This is a genomic window from Sphingomonas echinoides ATCC 14820, assembly GCF_000241465.1.
In the GTDB taxonomy this organism is placed as follows: Bacteria; Pseudomonadota; Alphaproteobacteria; order Sphingomonadales; family Sphingomonadaceae; genus Sphingomonas; species Sphingomonas echinoides.
In genome coordinates, this window is the sequence record NZ_JH584235.1 from 3,968,179 (window position 1) to 3,989,354 (window position 21,176).

Consider the following 21,176-nt stretch of genomic DNA (forward strand, 5'->3'; position numbering starts at 1 on the left):
CTGACCCTGTGCGATCGTTCGGCTCGATCCGGAGAGCACGATCGATCTCAGACAGGCATGATCAGCGCATATCGGCCATGAACGGATACCATTCGCGCCAATGCTCCTTGAGCGCGTCCCCCTCGATACGTTTGAATTCCATTCGGTAATAATGGATCGCGGCGCGGCCGGTATTCCGTACCGGAAGAGCCACCCCAGCATCCAGCGTCATGCAGCGCGGCATTGTCATGCCTGTCGGGGGAAGCGATCGTCCTGCAGCGGGGCCAGCGACGGTATCGAGCGCGTCGAACGCCGCTTTCGTGTCGAAGGCCAGAATTGACGGGTAGCGGATCGGGGAGGCGCTCCCGCTGCGGCCGGGCGGCAGCGAAACCTCGAACAGACGGATGACATCGTCTTCGAACAGTTTCTTTTCCACCATCGACCGGTGCTGGGTCACCGGATGGCCTTGCCGGTCTTCATCCAGGCGGAGGAACTCGATGCGATAGAAATGCTGCGGAGCGACGCCGTGGTTGACCGGTCGATGCGGCGCTTGTGGGTCGGCGGCAGTACACTCCAGCGAAGGCGTCCCTTTGGGTGGGGGCGCACTGTGCCAATGTTCGCCGTTTCGCCCGCCCGATGGTTCCAGATATTGGTCGCTTGGTCCGCCGCCCCCGAGCCGTGTCTGTCCCGAGGATCGCGCGAAGATGGAGGGATATGGGTGACCGTGCATCTGCATCGGATAGCCAGGAGGGTTGGCGACTTCCATCAAGAGGATGTGATCGTCCGAATAGCGCACCCGGTGCACAGCGGGGGCGGCAACCTCCGCGTCGTAATCGGCAGAGAAGCCATATCCCCATTGGTTCGGCTGAAGCCGCTGCGCGGCTGCGGCGGTGGCGGCGATGCTGCCAAGGGCCAGCAGGCTGATGTTTCGATTCCAGCGCATCGCTTTCCTCTTGCCCCTGCGCGAATCGGCTTTCGGTGTTTTTACATCGAAGACGCGGCGGTTCCGATGCAGCATCGGCCGATATCCGATCGGAAACAACCCACGCTTTCCCCGTTCCCGGAGCCTTTGCCCGCGCGAACCGACGGCCGGTCCGTGCGTTAGCGTCCCTCGCCACTGCCCGCCGCAGTAACCGGCGGGGCCGTCGCGGCGGGCATTGGCTTGGCCACCGTTGCTTCGGGTTTGCGGCGCACCCCGACCAAGCCGTCGAGCCGGGTCGGCTCCGGCGTGCGCGGCACTCCCGCTTGCGCGGTGGCGGCGGTTGGTTGCGCATCCTCGGTCCGCGCGGCGAGGCCTTGATTGGGCAGGAAGGTCTGCGCCTTCATGCATTGTGCGGCGGTCGCGCGTCGAAATTCGCTGCAATTCCACAGCGCCTTGTCATACCCATGCGCCCGGTCGCGCAGGTAGCTGAACGCCATGGAGGCGATCTGCGACGGTTGCAGGGGCAGGGTGGTGGCGGTCTTGGTCGGGTCGCTCCAGCCCATCACCTTGCAATAGGGGCGATCGGCGCATGCGCGCGCCGCGAGCTGGGCAAAGCCGTCGGGCGACAGCGTAGCGGGGTCAAGCGTCAGCAGGAAGCTGTTCGGGTCGCCGGGCAACGGGCGAGGGAGTGGCGCGGTGGCGGCGGCCGCGTCAACCGGGACGGCCCCCTCTGGTTTGGTCAAGGCATCGGTGCCGCGATGCGCTTCGGAATAGCCGGCGAGCGCGGCGATGATGGGCTCGTCGGCCGAAACATGGCGATTGAACGCAGGCGGTGTGCCCCACCAACCGGTCCAGCGGAAAAACAGATGCGTGTTGACCGCGGCAATCTTGTCGAGGCTCGACTGCCAATACGGCACGACCCAGTTCGTGTGGTAATGCGTAGCATGGCCGACCGGCCGGAACACGGCCCCGTTCAGCGCTGCCGTCGCGACGGACCGCGCGCGTGCCCATTGCGCGTCTGTCCAATGATGCCGCACCAGCGCACCGTCACAGGTAAAGGTGAATTGGCAACCGGTCGGTCGCTCGGCCCCCTGGAACACCACGCCGCAAATCGTCTTGGGAAAAGCGGGATGGCGAACGCGGTTGATGACGACTTGCGCCACCGCGCGCTGCCCGACCGGCTCGTCCCCTGCCTCATAGAGGACGGCCGCCGCCATGCAGTCGATCGCGCGGGCTTGCTGCGCCGGGTCGCCCGGCAGGCGGAAGGGGCGGGCAGCGGGGTTGGGACCCTGAACGAAGGGCACGCTGGCGTTGAATGCGCGCGCGTCGTCCGGATCGAGATCCTCAAAGGCTACGGGCTCGACCGCCGGGAGCTCTGCTTGCGGTACCACGCGCGCGGGCACGGGATGCAGGCTACGATGTCGTCCGACTGGCGGCGCGAAATGCACGATCAGCGCGGGTAGGAGGATCGCCAGTGTGGCGATCAGCAGCAGGACCGCGCGCAATGTGCGGCCAGGGCGCGAGGAAGGGAGCATCTAGATCAAAGCGCTTTTTGTTGCGGGAGCAGGATCAGAACTGCTTCTGTCGAGCGATTGCCGGGGCCTTTACCCTAATTTGGCGCGAAACTGAAACCGCGTCAGGGGGCGGGGCAGGGCGTCTCGTTTCCGGACGCCAGTGCGCGGCCTTATGTCATGCCCTGCCGCTGGAATACGCTGCTAATTGGGCCAGACGCCAGTCGCCTCGCATAGATCCCATTGGTCGGCGGCATTGAGGTGACATGCTCTGTCGGCAGCACCGCATTGCTGAAACTTCGCCTGATATTGGCGATAGCAGCTTTTGGGCGTTGGCGCTGACGGGGTCACTGCCGCCATTTGCGGGGCGCTGGAGGCGGCGGCCACGGCCAACATCGCGCGCGGGGCCGCTGCTACGACGCTCGCGGCGGTGGGCGCTTTGTCGCGTCGACCGGTGGCCGCCATCGAATAGAGCTGGAACAACGCCAGCAGCACGCTGACGAAAATCATCATTTTACGCATAACAGGCCCCCGACGGACCCCCGCCCGTCGGAACGCCCTATACCGCAGAAAACCGGTTACTGCGACATCAACCTTCGGGCAGGAAGTCGGGCACCGACAGATAGCGTTCGCCGGTGTCGTAGTTGAAACCGAGCACGCGCGAGCCCGCTGGAAGCTCGGGAAGCTTCTGCGCGATTGCCGCGAGCGTCGCACCCGAACTGATCCCGACCAGCATCCCTTCCTCGGCGGCGGCGCGGCGCGCCATCGCCTTGGCGTCGGCGGCCTCGACCTTGATCGCACCGTCAATCGACTGCGTGTGCAAATTGGCAGGCACGAAGCCCGCGCCGATGCCCTGGATCGGGTGCGGCCCCGGCGCACCGCCCGAAATGACGGGCGAGGCCGCTGGCTCGACGGCGTAAACCTTGAGGTTCGGCCATTCCTGCTTGAGCCGCTCGGCCACGCCGGTGATGTGGCCGCCCGTGCCGACGCCGGTGATGATCACGTCGATCGGCGTCTCGCGGAAGTCGTTGAGGATCTCGATCGCAGTGGTGCGGGTGTGGATGTCGATATTGGCGGGGTTCTCGAACTGCTGCGGCATCCACGCCCCTGGCGTCTGCTCGACGAGTTCGAGCGCGCGCTCGATCGCGCCTTTCATGCCCTTTTCGCGCGGGGTCAGATCAAAGGTCGCGCCGTACGCCAGCATCAGGCGGCGGCGTTCGAGGCTCATGCTCTCGGGCATGACCAGCACCAGCTTATAGCCCTTCACCGCCGCGACCATCGCCAGGCCGACGCCGGTGTTGCCGCTGGTCGGCTCGATGATCGTGCCGCCGGGCTTGAGGTGGCCGTCCTTTTCGGCGGCCTCGATCATGGCGAGCGCGATGCGGTCCTTGATCGATCCGCCCGGATTGGAGCGTTCGGACTTGATCCAGACTTCGGCACCTGGAAACAGCTTCTGGACGCGGATGTGCGGGGTGTTGCCGATCGTGTCGAGGATCGTGTTGGCTTTCATGGCGTGGCCTCCAGTTCGAGATCGCGGGAATCTTGCGGGCTTTTGGGCGGGTCGAAAGTCTTGGCGTTGCGGATGCTGGGGAAGAGATAGGTCCACAGGATCGTCACTACAATCGCGCCGCCGCCGCCGACCAGCACCGCGCCGACCGGCCCGAGCGCCGAGGCGAGGAAACCCGATTCGGCTTCGCCCAGTTCATTCGAGGCGGAGATGGTCAGCTGCGACACCGCGCCGACGCGGCCGCGCTTGTCGTCGGGTGTGTGCAGCGTGATCAGCGACTGGCGGATATAGACCGAGAACATGTCCGCCGCCCCCGCCACCGCCAGCGCGACAAGGCTCAGCGCCATGATCTGCGACAGGCCGAACACCACCGTGGCCGTCCCGTACACCAGCACCGCGCCGAGCATCTTGGGGCCGACATTGGTCTTGATCGGACGGAACGAGAAGAACAAGGCGACCACCGATGCACCGGCGGCGGGGGCAGAGGCGAGCAGGCTCAACCCCTGCGGCCCGACCTTCAGGATGTCGTGGGCGTAGATCGGCAGCAGCGCGCTGGTCCCGGCAAGAAACACGGCGAACAGATCGAGCGTAATCGCCCCCAGCACGAGTTTGTTCTGGCCGACATAGGCCAAGCCATCGATGATTTGGCGAATCGGGTGCGCCTTGCTCGGCGTGGTCGGGCGCGGCACGGGGCCGATCGTGAACAGCGCCAGCAACGCGGTGAGGAACAGCGCCGTCGCCACCGCATAGGCCCCCCACGGAGCCGCCGCATAAGCGAAGCCACCGATCGCCGGCCCGATGATCGTGCCGATCTGCCACGAGATCGAGCTCAGCGCGATGGCGGTTGGCAACACTTCGCGCGGCACCAGATTGGGGGCAAGCGCACCGAAAGCGGGCCCGGCAAAGGCGCGCCCGAGGCCGAGCAGCACCGCGATCGAGAACAGCACCGGCAGGGTCATACCCTCGGTGTAGGTCACCAAGGCTAACGTCAGCGCGCACAGCGCCTGCAGCGACACGGTGCAGCGCGTGATCAGACGCCGGTCGAATCGGTCAGCGACCCAGCCGGTGATCGGCGTCGTCACGAACAACGGAATGAACTGCAGCAGGCCGATCAGGCCAAGCTGTGCAGCGGCACCGGCGGGCGACATGGTCGTGCGGGCGATGGTATAGGTCTGCCAGCCGATGACGATGATCATCGCATTCTGCGCGATCGTCATCGAAAAGCGCGCCGCCCAATAGGCGCGGAACTGTGGGATGCGAAGGGGGTGGGATGCTGCGTCCATTGAATGTGGCCTTAAGCGCTGCGGCGCGCGCTGGGCAATCGTGGAGTTGCTTGGGACGCGGAAACTTCTGCTCGCGCGAAGGTTTTACGGAGGCGATTGATAAACCCGCTGGATCGCGCCTATAGGCTCGCGTTCCTCTCCCCAGGTCATGAGGTCTTCCAGACGTGGCAAAAGCTCCCGCCGCCGTAAAGGCACAACCCCCGGTGCCGAACCGCGAGCGCCCCGACGAGCCCCAATTGTACGAGGCTTCGACCGAAGAGCTGCTCGAATTTTACAAGCAGATGCTGATGATTCGCCGCTTCGAAGAGAAAGCGGGCCAGCTGTACGGCTTGGGTTTCATCGGCGGCTTCTGCCATCTCTATATCGGCCAGGAAGCCGTTGCGGTCGGCCTGCAATCGGCGCTGGACGGTGAGAAGGACTCGGTCATCACCGGCTATCGCGATCATGGCCACATGCTCGCTTACGGCATCGATCCCAAGGTGATCATGGCCGAGCTGACCGGTCGCGGCGCGGGTATCTCGCGCGGCAAGGGCGGCTCGATGCACATGTTCTCGACCGAGAAGAAGTTCTACGGCGGCCACGGCATCGTCGGCGCGCAGGTCTCGCTCGGCACGGGCCTCGCCTTCGCGCACAAATATAACGAGGATGGCGGCGTTGCAGTCGCTTACTTCGGTGACGGTGCCGCGAACCAGGGCCAGGTGTACGAATCATTTAACATGGCCGAGCTGTGGAAGCTCCCGATCATCTATGTGATCGAGAACAACCAGTACGCCATGGGCACCAGCGTCAACCGCTCCTCGGCCGAGGACCAATTGTACAAGCGCGGCGAGAGCTTCCGCATCCCCGGCATTCAGGTCGACGGTATGGACGTGCTGGCGTGCCGCGGTGCCGCCGAGGAAGCGCTCGCCTGGGTGCGCGCGGGCAAGGGGCCGATCATCCTCGAGATGAAGACCTATCGCTATCGCGGGCATTCCATGTCCGACCCCGCCAAATATCGCTCGCGCGACGAAGTGCAGGCGGTGCGCGACAAGTCCGATCCGATCGATCACGTCAAGAAGCTGCTCGACGCGCAAGGCGTCAAGGAAGACGCGCTGAAGGCGATCGAGCAGGAGATCCGCAAGATCGTCAACGAAGCGGCTGACTTCGCCGAACAGACGCCCGAACCCGATGCGTCTGAACTGTATACCGACGTTCTGGTGGAAACCTACTAATGGCCGTAGAAATCAAGATGCCCGCGCTTTCCCCCACGATGGAGGAAGGCACCCTCGCCAAATGGCTGGTTAAGGAAGGCGATGTCGTCAAATCCGGCGACATCATGGCCGAGATCGAGACCGACAAGGCGACGATGGAGTTCGAAGCCGTCGACGAAGGCACGATCGGCAAGATCCTGGTCGCCGAAGGCACCGACAATGTGAAGGTCGGGACCGTTATCGCGACGCTGTTCGCCGAAGGCGAAGACGCTTCGACCCCGGTGGCTGCTTCGGCTCCTCGTGCCGTCGCGCCGACCGCTGCCGAAGTGACCAAGGCGGAGGAAACCGGCACCGGCGAAGGTGGGACCAAGGTTCCTGAGCCGCTGAAGACCAATGCCGACGCGCCCGTGTCCGCTGAGATCCCGGAAGGGACCGAACTGGTCAAGCTGACGCTGCGCGAGGCGCTGCGCGATGCGATGGCCGAGGAAATGCGCGCCGATCCGCGCGTGTTCGTGATGGGCGAGGAAGTCGCGCAATATCAGGGCGCGTATAAGGTTACGCAGGGCTTGCTCGACGAGTTTGGCGACAAGCGCGTGATCGACACGCCGATCACCGAATATGGCTTTGCCGGCATCGGCACGGGCGCGGCGATGGGCGGTCTGCGCCCGATCGTCGAGTTCATGACGTTCAACTTCGCGATGCAGGCGATCGACCACATCATCAATTCCGCCGCCAAGACCAACTACATGTCGGGTGGCCAGATGCGCTGCCCGGTCGTGTTTCGCGGTCCCAACGGTGCGGCGAGCCGCGTCGGCGCGCAGCACAGCCAGAACTATGGGCCCTGGTATGCCAGCGTCCCCGGCCTGATCGTGATCGCGCCGTATGATGCGGCCGATGCCAAGGGCTTGCTGAAGGCGGCGATCCGCACCGAAGACCCGGTCGTGTTCCTCGAAAACGAGCTGCTCTACGGCCGCACCTTCGAAGTGCCCAAGCTCGACGATTACGTGCTGCCGATCGGCAAGGCGCGGATCATGCGCGAGGGCAAGGACGTGACGATCGTCAGCTATTCGATCGGCGTCGGCCTTGCGCTCGAAGCCGCCGAGACGCTGGCGGGCGAGGGGATCGACGCCGAGGTGGTTGACTTGCGCACGCTGCGCCCGCTCGACACCGCGACCGTGCTCAAGAGCCTGAAGAAGACCAACCGCGTTGTGGTGGTCGAAGAAGGTTGGCCGACCTGCTCGATTGCGTCGGAAATCTCGGCAGTGTGCATGGAACAGGGCTTTGACGACCTCGACGCGCCGGTGCTGCGCGTGACCAATGAGGACGTGCCGATGCCCTATGCGGCGAACCTTGAAAAGCTGATGCTGGTCAGCGCCGACAAGATCGTCGCGGCGGTGAAGTCAGTTCTGTACCGCTAATCCATCAGGACGGGGTCGCCTGCGTCGGTTATCGCCGCAGACGACCCCAGTCGCTTATTGCGTGAGACGCGCGCTGGCGACGGCCTTGCGGAACAACGACTGAAGAGCGTCGGAGATGCTTTGGTCGGTCTTCACCGTATACATCAAATCGGGCGAGGCACAGGCCGTCAACGCGGTCGGGATGTTTGGGATCGCGGCATTGGCGATCGCGCGCTGGGTCGCTTCGTCGTCCTGGATCGATGCTGAGGTATATTCGGTATAGAGAATGGCGATCTTCACGCCGCGCTTCTTGATCGCGGTGCATTGATCAATTTGCGCTTGCTGCATCGGTGCGCGGGTGCGGCCTGACCCGATATTCTCGTCGCTCATCCCGTCGGTTACCAAGAACAAGAACGCTTGCGGCGTGTCGCCCGGGTCGTTGGACCCATTGCCTGATTTTGCGGGCAATTGGGTTCCCATATTGTTCATCAAGCTCTGGAAGCTCGTGAACAGATATTCCGTGCCCGACGAGCCGTTGGGCGGACGTCCGTTGCCGGCCTTGTCGTTGACCGTAACCAGACTGACATTGCTGGCCGCGGTGCCGACCGATGCCAGGTCAGGCGTCAGCGTCGCGATCGTCTTGAAATTGGTGATGTGATCGAAGGTGTAAAGCGCGGCGCGATAAGTGCGGCTGTTCTCCAGCGCGTAACTCTGGGCCAAAGTCATCAAATTGCTGGCAGCGGTCTGTTCGTCATTAACTCGCAAGTGTACGCCCTGATTGAGCGCATACCAATAGGAGTCTACGAAAGAACCATCGGCATTGTAGACGCAGATATCCTTCGCATTGCTTGCGCCGCAATAGCTGTTGGTCGATTTTTTGCTGACGTAAACATAGGCACCATTGGCATCAATTTTCGTGATCTGGTTGCCACCAACCGTACCGGTTCCGTAAGAGCCTTTGACGATGGAAAACTTGGCATTGTCGAGGATCAGACTTGGGATGGACGAGCCAACATAGTTTTCGATCTTGTTGGAATGACAGGCGAACGCGCATTTCACGGCGTTGTCCATCGTCGTAAACCCGGCCGTCGTGGTCGGCAACGCCATCGAAGACGAGGTGTCGAGTGCCAGATAAAAGTCGATATTTGGTGCAGCCGTGGCGGTCGCCGTCGATGTTCCGCCGATCGTAATCGTCGGCATTCCGATGACGTTCGCAAAGGCATTCACCGATGAAGCCGTATAGGTAACGGTCGCGGTGCGCGTTGATGCAGCGGCATTGTTGCCGACGATCGAAACGGTCAGGTTGCTGTCGTTCCAAATCAACCCCGGCTGACCCGCAATCTGTGATTTGAACATCGCGTTCGCCGCAGTTTGGGCTGCGGTGTTATCGAGCTTCATCATCGGCTGCGTAACCGCAGCCAAGGCCGCAGCGTCGGCCGCCGCGTTCAATTTGGTCTGCAACCGTCCGGCGCGCGCGTAATCGATCGAGACGCCGGTCGCGAGTGTCAGCGGAATCGCCGCAAAGCCCATCAACAGCAGGACGTTGCCACGGCGATCGTGGCGCAGGCGCGTGGCCAACCGGCGGGTCGCGCGAAGGAAGATAAGAAACGGCTGGACCATTAGGACACATTGACCCCAGTTACCGAATTTGATGCGCGCGGACTCATGATGATCTGGTCGCGCATGGGAATAGCACCGAGCAGCGCAAGTCCAGCCACCGGCGTATAGGTATAGTCGATCGATGCGACGATGACATACGTGCCATTTTGCTTGATCGTTCCGGGCAAGGTGAACGAAGTGCCTTTCGTCAACGCATTGATATTTAACCCACGGCTCCAATCCACCGTGGATACCCCGTTCGGGTCGGTATATATTTGCGATACCGTCAATTTCGCGGCCGATATCTTGTACGGGCTCAAGATCTGCGTGCTGGCGTTAAGGATCGTATCCAAATCCGAGGCGGTAACGCTGGTCGATTGTGACGTCAGATCGGCAACGGTCCGCGTGGCGGCGGTGACTTTGCGATAGGCCGAGATGCTGTCGCTCAATTGATATCCGCCAAGGTACAGCAGCACGATGAACGGCAGGCAGATCGCAAACTCCACCGCCGATACGCCGCGTTGGTCGGCCCAGAAGCGGCGGGTCACTTGTACGGCTCCGTCTTGAAGACCGATGTTGCGATGAGCAAACGCTTGCCGCCGGAAAGTGTCGACAGATCGAAGCCGAGCGGGCCCTTTTGGGTATCCCAGAGGTACATCATCTTGACGACGTTGATCGACCCGGTCCCTCCCGGCGCATATTGAAACGCGTTGTTGACGTTGCCGTTGCTGTCATAGGTGATCGTCGGCGGCGCGGTTGCTACCGCCGAGAACGCAGTGGCGGCTTGCACGTCGATCAGCAAGTTCGCGCACTTCATGAAGGCCGGCAGTTTCGAGCAGGCGAGCGTCTTGAATTGCGCCTGGGTCATTCCGCTTGTCTGGGCGGTGCCGGTCAACAAGGCGCGAACCGATTTTTCGGCGGTGGTTTCCAGATTCTGCTGGGCGAAAAAGGTAAGGCTGGTCTGCACGATCGCGATCATCAAAGCGATCAGCGGGGTTACGACGAGCGCGAATTCCACCGCTGCACTCCCGCGATCGTCCTTGGCAAGCGCGCGCGCTCGGTTCGGGCCCGCGACGAATCTGGGAGGAAGCGTGATCTTCACGATGAAATTGCCCCAAAGCTATGCCATTTCCTGCCACGCAACGGGTAAAGGAATAGTGAAATCAAGCGCGTTCAGCCCTCTTTCGGTGACCCTTTCCCGATGATCGAGCCAGCCAACCCGGAGCGTATGCTCGCTTTGTCCTATGCGTCTGAGCAGGGCCGATCCGCGCTCGCTGCGGTGCTCGCGTTGGACGACACGCTGGGGCAGATCCTGCGCACGACGCGTGAGCCGCTGGTCGGGCAGATGCGGCTGACCTGGTGGCATGAGGCGCTGGTCGCGCTCGACATGGCCCCACCACCCGCGCAGCCGGTGTTGCAAGCGCTCGCGGCAGAGGTGCTGCCGCGCGGAATCTCGGGCGCTACGCTCGCCGGGATGATCGACGGCTGGGAGGTGCTGCTCGATCCCGACCCGCTGACCAGGCCGGGGCTGGAGGCTTATGCCGCCGCGCGGGGCGGTGGTTTGTTTGCCGTGGCGGGGCAGATCCTTGGTGCGACCGCGCGCGATCCGCTGGCGGCGGCAGGCGCGGGATGGGCCCTTGCCGATCTGGCGCGCCACGCGCGCGATGCGGCGGCGCGGCTTCCTGCTGAGATGGCGGCGACGGCGCTGGCCGACGCCACCCGACAGCGCTGGAGCCCCGCCGCCCGCGCGCTCGGTGCGCTCGCGCACATTGCGCGGATGGACCTCTCGCTCCCGTCGGGCGTATCGCCTCCGGTCGGTGCCCCACGACGGGTTGGGCGGCTCGCCTGGCATCGTTTTACCGGGCGCTAGGCTTCCGCCGCGCGCTTGGACGCGATACCCTCTCATGGGACTCGGGGGAGGGCGCTATGTGGCGATATCTGGTGGGCGGGCTGGCGGCGCTGGCGCTGGTCGCGGCGGGAATGCTGCTGTTCAACCGGGGTGCGCGATCGGTGGCGGCCTTGCCGTCGGCCCCGTTAGCCTTGGCGCAGACGACTGAAGGCGGCGCGCTGCCCGCAACGGTGCCCGAGGCGAGCGAGAAGACCCGCGAGCAGAAGCGCTTCGACCGCTATGACAAGGATCGCGACGGCAAGGTGACGCGTGAGGAGTATCTCGCGCCACGCCGCAAGGCCTATGCCAAGCTCGATACCAACCATGACGGCGTGCTGTCGTTCGACGAATGGGCGGTGAAGACCGAAACCAAATTCGCCGAGGCCGACAAGGACAAATCGGGGGCGATGACGCCGGCCGAGTTCGTCAGCACCGCGCCCAAGCGCAAGGCCCCGCGCGTTCGGCGCGATTGCCCGCCCGCCCCGCCACCGGCGAACGCCGAGGAGAGCTGAGGCTCACCCCGTCGCCAACCATTCGCCCAGCGCCGAGCGCGCGCGATCAGTATACATCTTCTTGCGGTCGGCCTTTTTGGTGCGGCCTTCGATCGGCGGGAACAGCCCGAAATTGACGTTCATCGGCTGATAGGTCTCGGCCACCGCTGCGCCGGTAATATGGTGGAGCAGCGCGCCGAGCGCGGTCGTCACCGGCGGCGGGGTCATCGCTTTGCCGCCGAGTTCCGCCGCGGCGAAGCGCCCCGCCATCAGCCCGACCGCGGCGCTTTCGACATAGCCTTCGCACCCCGTAATTTGTCCGGCGAAGCGGATGTTGGGCCGTGCCTTCAGCCGCAGCGTTTCATCGAGCAATTCGGGCGAACGGATGAAGGTATTGCGGTGCAACCCGCCCAGGCGCGCGAACTCGGCATTCTGCAGGCCGGGAATGGTGCGGAACAAGCGGACCTGCTCGCTATGCTTCAGCTTAGTCTGGAAGCCGACGATGTTCCACAAAGTGCCGCTGGCATTGTCCTGCCGCAATTGCACCACCGCATAGGGCCAGCGCCCGGTGCGCGGATCATCGAGCCCGACCGGCTTCATCGGCCCATAACGCAGCGTATCGACCCCGCGCGCGGCGGCGACTTCGATCGGCATGCAGCCTTCGAAATAAGGGACGTTTTCCCACTCCTTGAACTCGGTCTTTTCGCCCTCGATCAAGCCGGTGTGGAAGGCGAGATACTCGTCCCGCGTCATCGGGCAGTTGATGTAGTCCTTGGAATCGCCCTTGTCCCAGCGCGACGCCATCCAGGCCACGTCCATGTCGATGCTGTCGAAATGGACGATCGGGGCGATCGCATCGAAGAAAGCGAGCGCATCCTTGCCCGTCGCTTCGCCGATCGTTTCGGCGAGTGCGGGCGCGGTGAGCGGGCCGGTGGCGACGATCGTCAGGCCGGTGTCGGAGAGGGTGTCGACGCGTTCGCGCACGATTTCGATATTGGGGTGCGCGGCGAGCGCGGCGGTGACGCCGTCCGAAAAACGATCGCGATCGACCGCGAGCGCCGAGCCCGCTGGCACCTTGTGAATGTCGGCCTCGCGCAGGATCAGCGAATTGAGCGTGCGCATTTCCTGGTGGATCAGCCCGACCGCGTTGCTGGTGGCATCGTCCGAGCGGAAGCTGTTGGAGCAGACCAGCTCGGCCAGCCCATCGGTCTGGTGTGCGGGCGTCATTTCGCCCGACCCACGCATTTCGGAGAGCTTTACGCGGAACCCTGCCTCGGCGAGCTGCCAGGCGGCCTCGGACCCTGCGAGGCCGCCGCCGATAATGTGTACGTCGTGTGTCATCCGGTGGCTGATAGCGGGCGGCGGCTGGCGTGGCAAAGGCGGAGCGTACCGGGCTAGCTGCGTGGCTGACGGGGTTGCTCTGCCCGCTGTTTCACCAGCGCGAGCAGGTTGTTTTCGAGATCGCCCAGGAAGACTTGGCCCCACAGCTTCGAATAGGCATTGACCGGGGTCTTGATCCAATAGCGGGTATAAATGGTCACGCGGGTACGACCGTCGCCGAGTGGCTGCATGGTGTAGCCGCCGGTGGTGATGCGGAAATAGGGGCTGTCGGGCATCAGGTGCCGGTCGGTAAAGTCCCAGCCGGTTTTGTCGTCGAACAGGAAGCGCCAGCCGATCCGGCGTTCGGGTTGCCATTCGGTGACCCGCTCGCGGAAGCGCACCTGGTGCCCCCATCGGGCGAGCCGCTCCGCACCGATTCCGTCACCGACCAGATGCGCGCCGAGCGGGCGTGGGATGCCGATGACATCTTCGGATATGTTCCATTGCCCCTCGTCCGGCCGCACATCGGGAATGCCCTTTAATAGCGGCCAGATGGTTTGCGGGGTGGCGCGGACGATGATCGTGCGGGTGACGGTCGCATCGGCTGGCGGTAGCGCGATATAGGGCTCGACCTGCATCGCGAGCAGCGGCGCGAGCAGCAACGCGCTGCAATAGGTCTTGCCGTGCTGATCGACGCGACGGCGCAGGGTGTGGGTTAACCACGCCCCGGTCATGCCGCTGGCCATCCATAGAGGCGAAAGGATGATCACGCAGACTGTTCCTTCGCGCAGCAGTGCAAGGGACACGATGACCACCACGAGCAGCAGCCACGCCGGGACCTGCAAGTACGCGCCGAGGGATCGCTCCTTCCAAGGATCGGCGACATAGCTGACGAAGGCGGAGATCGCAGCGGGCAGGATCAGCAGGAAGGAAAAGCTGATGAGGCCGCTATCGGGCCGCGCCGCCTCTAGCAACAGATAGGCACCAAGCGCCATCGCGAAGGCAAGACCGACCGCTGCTGTGATACGGATCGCAGCTGAGCGTGTGTCTCGCAGAGGGGTGTTCTGCTCCATATGCCTGATCCTTTTCACAGATAATTCTGTAAATTCAGAAATTGATAGGTATAAATCAGCGGGTTTTGGCTTGTTGACGGTGAGAATTAGTCCTTGGCTTTGCTGCCGGGGAGGAAGCGCGCGACCTTGCTGCCGAGCTTCATCAGCGTGACAAGCGTGCTCTTGGGGAGCGTGCGGACCTGTTCGTACCAGCCGCCCAGCGTCGACAGAAATTCGTGCATCCGCACCACCCGGTCGCGCAAATGGGCGGGGGCGGTGTCGTCGCTACGCAAGCGGTCGGCGAGTTCGGCGAGCAGCGCGATGGTCGGGTCGATCTCGCGCCGTTTGCGCTCGGCCACGATGCGCATCAGCATTTCCCACAAATCGCCCTCGGCGACGAAATGGTCGCGCCGGTCGCCTTCCACATGGACGCGGCGGACGATGGCATAGGTCTGCAATTCCTTGAGTGCAGTCGAGACGTTGGAGCGGGCGAGCCCCAGCGCCTCGACGATCGCCTCGGCATCGACGGGTTTTTCGGAAAGGTAGAGCAGGGCATGGACTTGCGCGACTGAGCGATTGACCCCCCAATGCGTGCCCATCTCGCCCCAATGGAGAATGAAGGCCTTGGCATCAGGATGATCGAGCAGGGTCACTGGTAACTCCAATTTCTGTAAAAACAGAAATAGACGAATTTTCGTTTTGGTCAAGGCGCGTTCTTGCCCCACCCCCGCCGGGGGCGCATTCTCGGGGAATGTCACAGCGTATGCCCATGCCAGCCTTGTTCCTGACCGCGCTTGCTGCGGGGGCGAGTTTCTGGGCGGCCAGCCATATCCTGCCAGCGGGACCCTTGCTCGTTGAGTGGAAGGGCAGCGCGGTCGCGTTGCTTGCCGTTTGGGTTGCGCGGGCAGCGCACACGCGGGCGGCGCGCTGGCTGGCGGTGGTGCTTGGGTTTGCTGCTCTGGGGGATGTGCTGCTCGAAACATCGGGCATGACGATCGGTGGCGCGGCGTTCCTTGTCGCGCACCTGCTGGCGACCGGACTGTATTGGACCAACCTCCGCGCCGATCGGGCGGGCACGGGGCTGGCGATTGTGCTGCTGCTGGGCATCCCGTGCGCGGGTTATGCGCTGTCCGGGCAATCGGGGGTGCTGGTCTATGGTCTGGCGCTGGGCGGCATGGCGGCGACGGCGTGGATCAGTCGCTTTCCGCGCGGCTGGGTGGGGGCAGGGGCGATGCTGTTCGCGGCGTCGGACCTGCTGATTTTCGCGCGGCTGGGTCCGCTGGCCGGTTCGATCGTTCCAACGCTGTTGGTCTGGCCGCTCTACGTCGCGGCGCAGGCGATGATCGCTTATGGCGTGGTGAGGACGGAGCGGGCGCGCAATGAAGGTGTTCACGATCGGCTATGAAGCCACGACGATGGCTGATTTCCTGGCGGCGCTGACGGGCGCGGGGGTGGAGCGCGTGATCGATGTGCGCGCGCTGCCCTTGTCGCGGCGGCCTGGATTTTCGAAGACTTCGCTGGCGGCGTCGCTGGCCGAGGCGGGGATCGACTATGTGCATTTGAAGGCGCTCGGCACGCCGAAGCGCGGGCGCGATGCCGCCAAGAAGGGCGATGTGGCGACGCTGGAGGCGGTCTATGCCGACCAGCTCGAGCTACCCGAGGCGCAGGCGCAGGCGGCGCAGATGCTGGCGCTGGCCGCGGACAAGCCAAGCGCCTTGCTCTGTTTTGAACGCGACCCGCGCCACTGCCACCGCACCCTGTTGCTGGAGGCGGAGGCCAAGGGTGCGGAGGTGGTCGATCTGTATGCGTGAGCGGGGTTAGCCCGCGACGGGCAGTTTCACGCGGCCCTCGGCATCGCGTTCGAGCGGGCCGTAAGCGATCACCGTTTCGAGCAGCAGCGGGCCGCCATAGAGGTGCGGGAAGAGTTGGCCGCCGCGCGACTCTTCCCACTTTAACCCGGCGCCGAACGACCCGAGATCGACCGCCGCGACATGCAAATCGCTTTGCCCGGCGAAATGCTTGTCGACGGTTTCGGTCAACTGTTCGGCGGTCGAGAGGTGGATATAGCCATCGGCCAAGTCGATGGGCGCGCCGGCGAACGATTCCTCGCGCTCCAGCGTCGCCATCTGCTCGGCGGTCAGCACTTTATAAGCGGTGAGCGGCAGTTCGCTCATTCGCCATTATCCGGACCAGCCGCCAGATCTTCACCGGTATCGCCGGTATCGTCGGGGGCGACTTCGACCGCGGTCAGGTCGCGCACATCGGCCTCGGCATCGCCTTCGGCTTCCTCGATCCGCGCGGCCGAGACGACATGCTCGTTCTTGCCGACATCGAACAGCTTCACGCCCGCCGAATTGCGGCCGATCACGCGCATCGAGCCGAGCGTGGTGCGGATCACCTTGGCCTGATCGGTCACCAGCATCAATTGGTGGCCCTTGGTCGCGGCGAAGCTCGCCACGACCGGCCCGTTGCGCGGGATATTGTCGATGTTGGTGATGCCCTGGCCACCGCGCCCGGTGCGGCGATAGTCATAAGCCGACGACAATTTGCCGTACCCATTGGCGCAGACGGTGAGGATGAACTGCTCGCGGATCATCAACTCTTCGTAGCGCGCCTGGGTCATCGCCATTTGGCCTTCGCGCTCGCCCTTCCACGGCGCGAACTTCAGATAGTCCTCACGCTCCTCGGGCGTGGCACCGACGCGGTGGAGGATCGACAGCGAGATCACCTCGTCATCGCCCTTCAGCGTCATGCCGCGCACACCGGTGGAATTGCGGCTCTGGAATTCGCGCACTTCATCGGCGGCGAAGCGGATCGCCTTGCCCTGGCGGGTGGCGAGCAGCACGTCGTCATTCTCGCTCAGCAACGCAACGCCGATCAGCCGGTCGTCGGCATCGACGCCCTCGAACTTCATCGCGATCTTGCCGGCGGTGGGGATGTTGGTGAAGGCGTCCATCGAGTTGCGGCGCACGCTGCCCTTGGCCGTCGCGAACATGACGTGCAGCGCGGCCCATTCGGTCTCGTCCTCGGGCAAAGCGAGCACGGTCGAGATCGTCTCGCCCTCGGCCAGTGGCAACAAGTTGATCATCGGCCGACCGCGCGTGGCGGCACCGCCTTCGGGCAGCTTCCACACCTTCATGCGGTACACCTTGCCCAGCGTCGAGAAGAACAGCACCGGCGTGTGCGTGCTGGTCACGAACAGGTTCGTGATCGCATCTTCGTCCTTGGTGGCCATGCCCGCACGGCCCTTGCCGCCGCGCGCCTGGGCGCGGAAGGTGTCCAGCGTGGTGCGCTTGATATAGCCCTGCATCGTCACGGTGACGACCATGTCCTCGCGCTCGATCAGGTCTTCATCGTCAATGCCATCGGCGGCGGCGGCGATGTCGGTCTTGCGCGGGGTTGCAAATTCGGCGCGGACCGCGACCAGTTCCTCGCGCATCACCGCGAAGAGCTTGGCGCGGTCGGCGAGGATGGCGAGCAGTTCGGCGATCGAATCGGCGAGGCCTTGCAACTCATTGCCGATCTCGTCGCGACCGAGCGCGGTGAGGCGGTGGAGGCGCAGATCGAGGATCGCGCGGACCTGCAATTCGGACAGGCGATAGGTGTCGCCGGTCACTTCGACTTCGACCGCCTCGACCAGCTTGATGAACGGCGCGATCTCGGCGACTGGCCAATCGCGCGCCAGCAACGCTTCGCGCGCGGCGGCGGGGCTGGACGAGCCGCGGATCATGCGGACGACCTCGTCCAGGTTGGTCACCGCGATCACCAGGCCGAGCAACAGATGCGCCCGGTCGCGCGCCTTGGCGAGCTCGAACTTGGATCGGCGGGTGATGACTTCCTCGCGGAAGGTCACGAACGCGGTGATGATGTCGCGCAGGTTGAGCAATTCCGGGCGGCCGCCACGGATCGCCAGCATGTTGGCGGGGAAGCTCGATTGCGCGGGCGTGTGCCGCCACAATTGGTTGAGGACGACCTCCGGGGTCGCATCGCGCTTCAGATCGATGACGATGCGCACGCCAAGGCGGCTCGATTCGTCGCGAATGTCGCTGACGCCTTCGATGCGCTTGTCCTTGGCGGCTTCGGCGATCTTTTCGACCAGGCCGTTCTTGCCGGTCTGATACGGGATTTCGGTGAGCACGATCGAACGGCGATCGCCGCGCCCTTCCTCGACGACATAGCGCGAGCGGACGATGACCGAGCCGCGCCCGGTTTCATAGGCCGAGCGCGCGCCCGCGCGGCCGAGGATGATCGCGCCGGTCGGGAAATCGGGACCGGGGACGATCTCGATCAGTTCCTCGGTGGTCAGCGGCTCGCGCGCGCCGGTCATCGAATCGATGATGGCGAGCGTTGCGTCGATCACTTCGCCGAGATTGTGCGGCGGGATGTTGGTCGCCATGCCGACGGCGATGCCGCCCGCGCCATTGACCAGCAGATTGGGGAAACGCGCCGGCAGCACCGACGGCTCGCGCTCGGAGCCGTCATAGTTGGGGACGAAGTCGACCGTGTCCTTGTCGATGTCCTCGAGCAGCGAGCCCGCGACCTTGGCGAGACGCGCCTCGGTATAGCGCATGGCGGCCGCTTTATCGGGGTCCATCGAGCCGAAATTGCCCTGGCCGTCGATCAACGGCACGCGCATCGACCAGTCCTGGCTCATGCGGACCAAGGCTTCGTAGATCGAGCTGTCGCCGTGCGGGTGATATTTACCCATCGCGTCACCGACGATGCGGGCGCATTTGCGATAGGGCCGGTTGTAGACGAAGCCGCTTTCCGACGCCGACCACAGGATACGGCGGTGGACGGGCTTCAGACCATCACGAACATCGGGAAGCGCGCGCGCGACGATCACGCTCATCGCATAGTCGAGATAGCTCGACTTCATCTCGTCGACGATCGAGATCGGGGCAATGTCGGAAGGGTCGGCGAGGACGGTCTCGTCGGTCAATTTATGGTGCCTTCGGCTGTGTTACGGGAATGCGACAAACCCTAGCCGAGCGCGCAACGAAACGCCACCCCCGCGCGCATCGCAGCGGCGCAGGGGTGGGTTTGGTTCGCTTATTTGCAGGCGGTCTTGTTGGCGTTGCCCGCCTTCGAACAATTGTAGGTGATCGTCTTGCCGGTGCTGGTCTTGGTGGTGACCATGCGACCGGTCGCCGCAGCGGCGGGTTTGCGGGCTGCAGGCTTGGCCGCTGCGACGGGCGCGGGGGCTGGCTTCGCCGCCACAGGGGCGGGCTTGACCACCGCAGGCGTCGGCTTCGCTGCGACCGGGGCGGGTTTTACCGCTGCCGCCGGGGTGACCTTTGCCGCCGGGGCTGGCTTGGCGGCCGGTTTGGTCGGCGTCGGCTTGGGCGCAGGCTTGGTCTGGGCGAGGGCGGCGGTGCCGCACAGCAGGACCGCAGCGGCGGCGATCGTCATCGGAAGCTTGGTCATGGATATCCCCTCAAAACGGTCAGGCGACGTAGCCCTGCGGCGATGGTGCGACCCAATCGCTGAATCGGCAATGGCGGGATGATGACAAATCCGTCATGTTGCCCTCATCCTTTAGAAGGGCACTTCCTTGCCTTCGAAATCGAACAGCTTGCCACTGTCCGGGGCTTTCAATTCCTCGATCGTGTCGAGCAATTGCAACGCGGCGCGATCGGGTGTGAACAGGCGACTGGCCTGGACATTGCCCTGAAAGGGTTTGGATAATGCGGTGTCGACGGTGCCGGGGTGGAGCGTGACGACGATGGTCCGATCGTTGCGGCGCTTTTCCTCGATCGCGATACCGCGCATCAGCATGTTGAGCGCCGCTTTCGAGGCGCGATAGCCATGCCATCCGCCCAGCTTATTGTCCGAAATGCTGCCGACACGCGCGGACAGTGAGGCGAACACCGCGCGCCCGGTCTTGGGCATGATCGGCAGGAAATGCTTGGCGACGAGCGCCGGGCCGATCGCGTTGATCGCATAGGTTTCGGCCAGCCAGGCCGGATCAAGCTCGCGCATCGCCTTTTCCGGGCCGCGCTCGCCCGCGTGCAGCAATCCCGTGGCGACGATCACCAGCGTGGGAGCAGGGCCTGTGGCGACATGCGCCGCGGCTGCCGCAATGCTCGTTTCGTCGAGCAGATCGAGATGCTGCGCGCCGCTGCGCGAGCGCGCGAAGCCGTACACCTTTTCGAACGTCGCTTCCTCGATCAGCGCCGCTTCCAGCGCCGCGCCAATGCCGCCCGAGGCCCCGATAATGACGGCCGCGCCGGTCATGCGCGGGTAAACCGCCAGCGCTCGGGCGTGCTCTCGGCGGCGTCGAAGCGGTAGCCGTCGCTGTCGAAACCGCGCATCGCGTCGATCTCGCTGATGCGATGTTCGCACAGCCAGCGCGCCATCATCCCGCGCGCGCGCTTGGCATGGAAACTGACGAAGCGCGGGCCGTCGGGTCCGGCTTCGCGGAAATCCACGTCGATCACGCGCAGCCCTGCTAACTTGCCGTCGACGGCCGCGAAATACTCCTGGCTGGCAAGGTTGAGCACGACGCCCGATCCTTCTGCGGCGACGTCCTCGCGCACGGCGGCGGCGATGCGGTCGCCCCAATATTCGTACAGGCTCTTGCGGCGCGGTGCCCAGCGCGTGCCCATTTCGAGTCGATACGGCCGCATCGCGTCGAGCGGACGGAGCAGGCCATATAGGCCCGACAGCATCCGCACATGGTCCTGCGCGAAGGCAATCGCGGCCTCGTCCAGCGTGCGCGCTTCGAAGCCGGTATAAACGTCTCCGGCAAAGGCGAAGAGCGCGGGCCGTTCGGGCGCGTCGGCGAACCCGGCGAAGCGGTCGGCGTTCAGCTTCGCCAGCTTGGGCGAAATGTGCATCAGCGTGGCAAGCCGCGCCTGCGTCAGGTTCGCGGCCGATTTGGCGAGCGAGGCTGCCTCTGCCTGAAAGCGCGGCGTGGTCGCGATCAAAGCGGGCAGGGGACGTTCGTAATCGAGCGTCTTGGCGGGAGAAAGAAGGGCGATCATCGCCTTGCCGACTAGGCGCGTCGGGCGTCCGCGTCAAAGCCCGGCAGGCGA

At 64.3% G+C, this 21,176-nt stretch carries 22 protein-coding genes; 6 read left to right on the top strand and 16 right to left on the bottom strand.

Annotated elements, in window-relative coordinates:
- Positions 1-61 precede the first annotated feature (61 nt).
- From ON00_RS18345 to ON00_RS18365, 5 genes are all read right to left on the bottom strand, one after another.
- A complete protein-coding gene (locus ON00_RS18345; protein ID WP_211207144.1) occupies positions 62-922 on the bottom strand; it encodes a hypothetical protein in 861 nt (286 codons plus the stop codon).
- A 158-nt stretch (positions 923-1,080) separates the two neighbouring features.
- On the bottom strand, positions 1,081-2,436 hold the full coding sequence (locus tag ON00_RS18350; RefSeq protein ID WP_010408551.1) for a cell wall hydrolase: 1,356 nt from the start codon (positions 2,434-2,436) through the stop codon (positions 1,081-1,083).
- A gap of 180 nt (positions 2,437-2,616) precedes the next feature.
- A complete protein-coding gene (locus ON00_RS18355) occupies positions 2,617-2,934 on the bottom strand; it encodes a hypothetical protein (protein ID WP_029623119.1) in 318 nt (105 codons plus the stop codon).
- Between the two features lie 67 nt (positions 2,935-3,001).
- Positions 3,002-3,922: a cysteine synthase A gene (gene cysK / locus ON00_RS18360; RefSeq protein ID WP_010408554.1), complete on the bottom strand. Its 921-nt coding sequence runs from the start codon at positions 3,920-3,922 to the stop codon at positions 3,002-3,004.
- On the bottom strand, positions 3,919-5,202 hold the full coding sequence (locus tag ON00_RS18365) for an MFS transporter (protein WP_010408556.1): 1,284 nt from the start codon (positions 5,200-5,202) through the stop codon (positions 3,919-3,921). The genes cysK and ON00_RS18365 overlap by 4 nt, the downstream gene beginning before the upstream one ends.
- A 164-nt stretch (positions 5,203-5,366) precedes the next feature.
- Between ON00_RS18365 and pdhA the strand changes: the two genes are divergently transcribed.
- Entirely contained in the window at positions 5,367-6,413 is a 1,047-nt protein-coding gene (gene pdhA, locus ON00_RS18370) for a pyruvate dehydrogenase (acetyl-transferring) E1 component subunit alpha (RefSeq protein ID WP_029623122.1), read from the top strand.
- Positions 6,413-7,810, top strand: a complete 1,398-nt coding sequence (locus tag ON00_RS18375) for a pyruvate dehydrogenase complex E1 component subunit beta (RefSeq protein ID WP_010408559.1) — start codon at positions 6,413-6,415, stop codon at positions 7,808-7,810. The genes pdhA and ON00_RS18375 overlap by 1 nt, the downstream gene beginning before the upstream one ends.
- A gap of 54 nt (positions 7,811-7,864) precedes the next feature.
- On the opposite strand, the gene ON00_RS19965 is transcribed toward ON00_RS18375, so the two are convergent.
- The 3 genes from ON00_RS19965 to ON00_RS18390 are packed head-to-tail and all read right to left on the bottom strand — an operon-like array spanning position 7,865 to position 10,490.
- Positions 7,865-9,409 carry a pilus assembly protein TadG-related protein gene (locus tag ON00_RS19965; protein ID WP_010408560.1) on the bottom strand — a complete coding sequence of 515 codons (1,545 nt, stop codon included), beginning with the start codon at positions 9,407-9,409 and terminating at the stop codon, positions 7,865-7,867.
- Positions 9,409-9,936, bottom strand: coding sequence for a TadE/TadG family type IV pilus assembly protein (locus ON00_RS18385; protein ID WP_010408561.1), 528 nt, complete (start codon positions 9,934-9,936; stop codon positions 9,409-9,411). Before ON00_RS18385 ends, ON00_RS19965 begins: the two co-directional genes overlap by 1 nt.
- Complete coding sequence (locus ON00_RS18390) at positions 9,933-10,490, bottom strand: TadE/TadG family type IV pilus assembly protein (RefSeq protein ID WP_010408563.1); 558 nt, start codon at positions 10,488-10,490, stop codon at positions 9,933-9,935. Before ON00_RS18390 ends, ON00_RS18385 begins: the two co-directional genes overlap by 4 nt.
- A 99-nt stretch (positions 10,491-10,589) precedes the next feature.
- Between ON00_RS18390 and ON00_RS18395 the strand changes: the two genes are divergently transcribed.
- Together ON00_RS18395 and ON00_RS18400 are read left to right on the top strand one after the other, a co-directional pair.
- Complete coding sequence (locus ON00_RS18395) at positions 10,590-11,258, top strand: squalene/phytoene synthase family protein (protein WP_029623123.1); 669 nt, start codon at positions 10,590-10,592, stop codon at positions 11,256-11,258.
- A gap of 56 nt (positions 11,259-11,314) precedes the next feature.
- Entirely contained in the window at positions 11,315-11,788 is a 474-nt protein-coding gene (locus tag ON00_RS18400; RefSeq protein ID WP_010408567.1) for an EF-hand domain-containing protein, read from the top strand.
- Positions 11,789-11,791: 3 nt separating this feature from the next.
- Here the strand turns inward: ON00_RS18400 and trmFO are convergent, their stop codons facing one another.
- From trmFO to ON00_RS18415, 3 genes are all read right to left on the bottom strand, one after another.
- On the bottom strand, positions 11,792-13,108 hold the full coding sequence (gene trmFO, locus ON00_RS18405) for a methylenetetrahydrofolate--tRNA-(uracil(54)-C(5))-methyltransferase (FADH(2)-oxidizing) TrmFO (protein ID WP_010408569.1): 1,317 nt from the start codon (positions 13,106-13,108) through the stop codon (positions 11,792-11,794).
- A gap of 53 nt (positions 13,109-13,161) precedes the next feature.
- Positions 13,162-14,160 (bottom strand): SRPBCC family protein, encoded by a 999-nt coding sequence (locus ON00_RS18410; RefSeq protein WP_010408572.1) that lies wholly within the window; start codon positions 14,158-14,160, stop codon positions 13,162-13,164.
- Positions 14,161-14,246: 86 nt separating this feature from the next.
- Entirely contained in the window at positions 14,247-14,792 is a 546-nt protein-coding gene (locus ON00_RS18415) for a GbsR/MarR family transcriptional regulator (RefSeq protein ID WP_010408574.1), read from the bottom strand.
- Between the two features lie 116 nt (positions 14,793-14,908).
- Between ON00_RS18415 and ON00_RS18420 the strand changes: the two genes are divergently transcribed.
- Both ON00_RS18420 and ON00_RS18425 read left to right on the top strand, forming a co-directional pair.
- Positions 14,909-15,544, top strand: a complete 636-nt coding sequence (locus ON00_RS18420) for a lysoplasmalogenase family protein (protein WP_211207145.1) — start codon at positions 14,909-14,911, stop codon at positions 15,542-15,544.
- On the top strand, positions 15,519-15,950 hold the full coding sequence (locus ON00_RS18425) for a DUF488 domain-containing protein (RefSeq protein ID WP_010408578.1): 432 nt from the start codon (positions 15,519-15,521) through the stop codon (positions 15,948-15,950). The genes ON00_RS18420 and ON00_RS18425 overlap by 26 nt, the downstream gene beginning before the upstream one ends.
- A gap of 6 nt (positions 15,951-15,956) precedes the next feature.
- Here the strand turns inward: ON00_RS18425 and ON00_RS18430 are convergent, their stop codons facing one another.
- From ON00_RS18430 to yaaA, 5 genes are all read right to left on the bottom strand, one after another.
- A complete protein-coding gene (locus ON00_RS18430; RefSeq protein WP_010408580.1) occupies positions 15,957-16,313 on the bottom strand; it encodes a DUF952 domain-containing protein in 357 nt (118 codons plus the stop codon).
- A complete protein-coding gene (gene gyrA, locus ON00_RS18435) occupies positions 16,310-19,081 on the bottom strand; it encodes a DNA gyrase subunit A (RefSeq protein WP_010408582.1) in 2,772 nt (923 codons plus the stop codon). The genes ON00_RS18430 and gyrA overlap by 4 nt, the downstream gene beginning before the upstream one ends.
- Before the next feature lie 110 nt (positions 19,082-19,191).
- Entirely contained in the window at positions 19,192-19,566 is a 375-nt protein-coding gene (locus ON00_RS18440; RefSeq protein WP_010408584.1) for a hypothetical protein, read from the bottom strand.
- A gap of 111 nt (positions 19,567-19,677) precedes the next feature.
- Complete coding sequence (locus ON00_RS18445; RefSeq protein WP_010408586.1) at positions 19,678-20,376, bottom strand: SDR family NAD(P)-dependent oxidoreductase; 699 nt, start codon at positions 20,374-20,376, stop codon at positions 19,678-19,680.
- A complete protein-coding gene (yaaA, locus tag ON00_RS18450; protein WP_010408588.1) occupies positions 20,373-21,125 on the bottom strand; it encodes a peroxide stress protein YaaA in 753 nt (250 codons plus the stop codon). Before yaaA ends, ON00_RS18445 begins: the two co-directional genes overlap by 4 nt.
- Positions 21,126-21,176 lie beyond the last annotated feature (51 nt).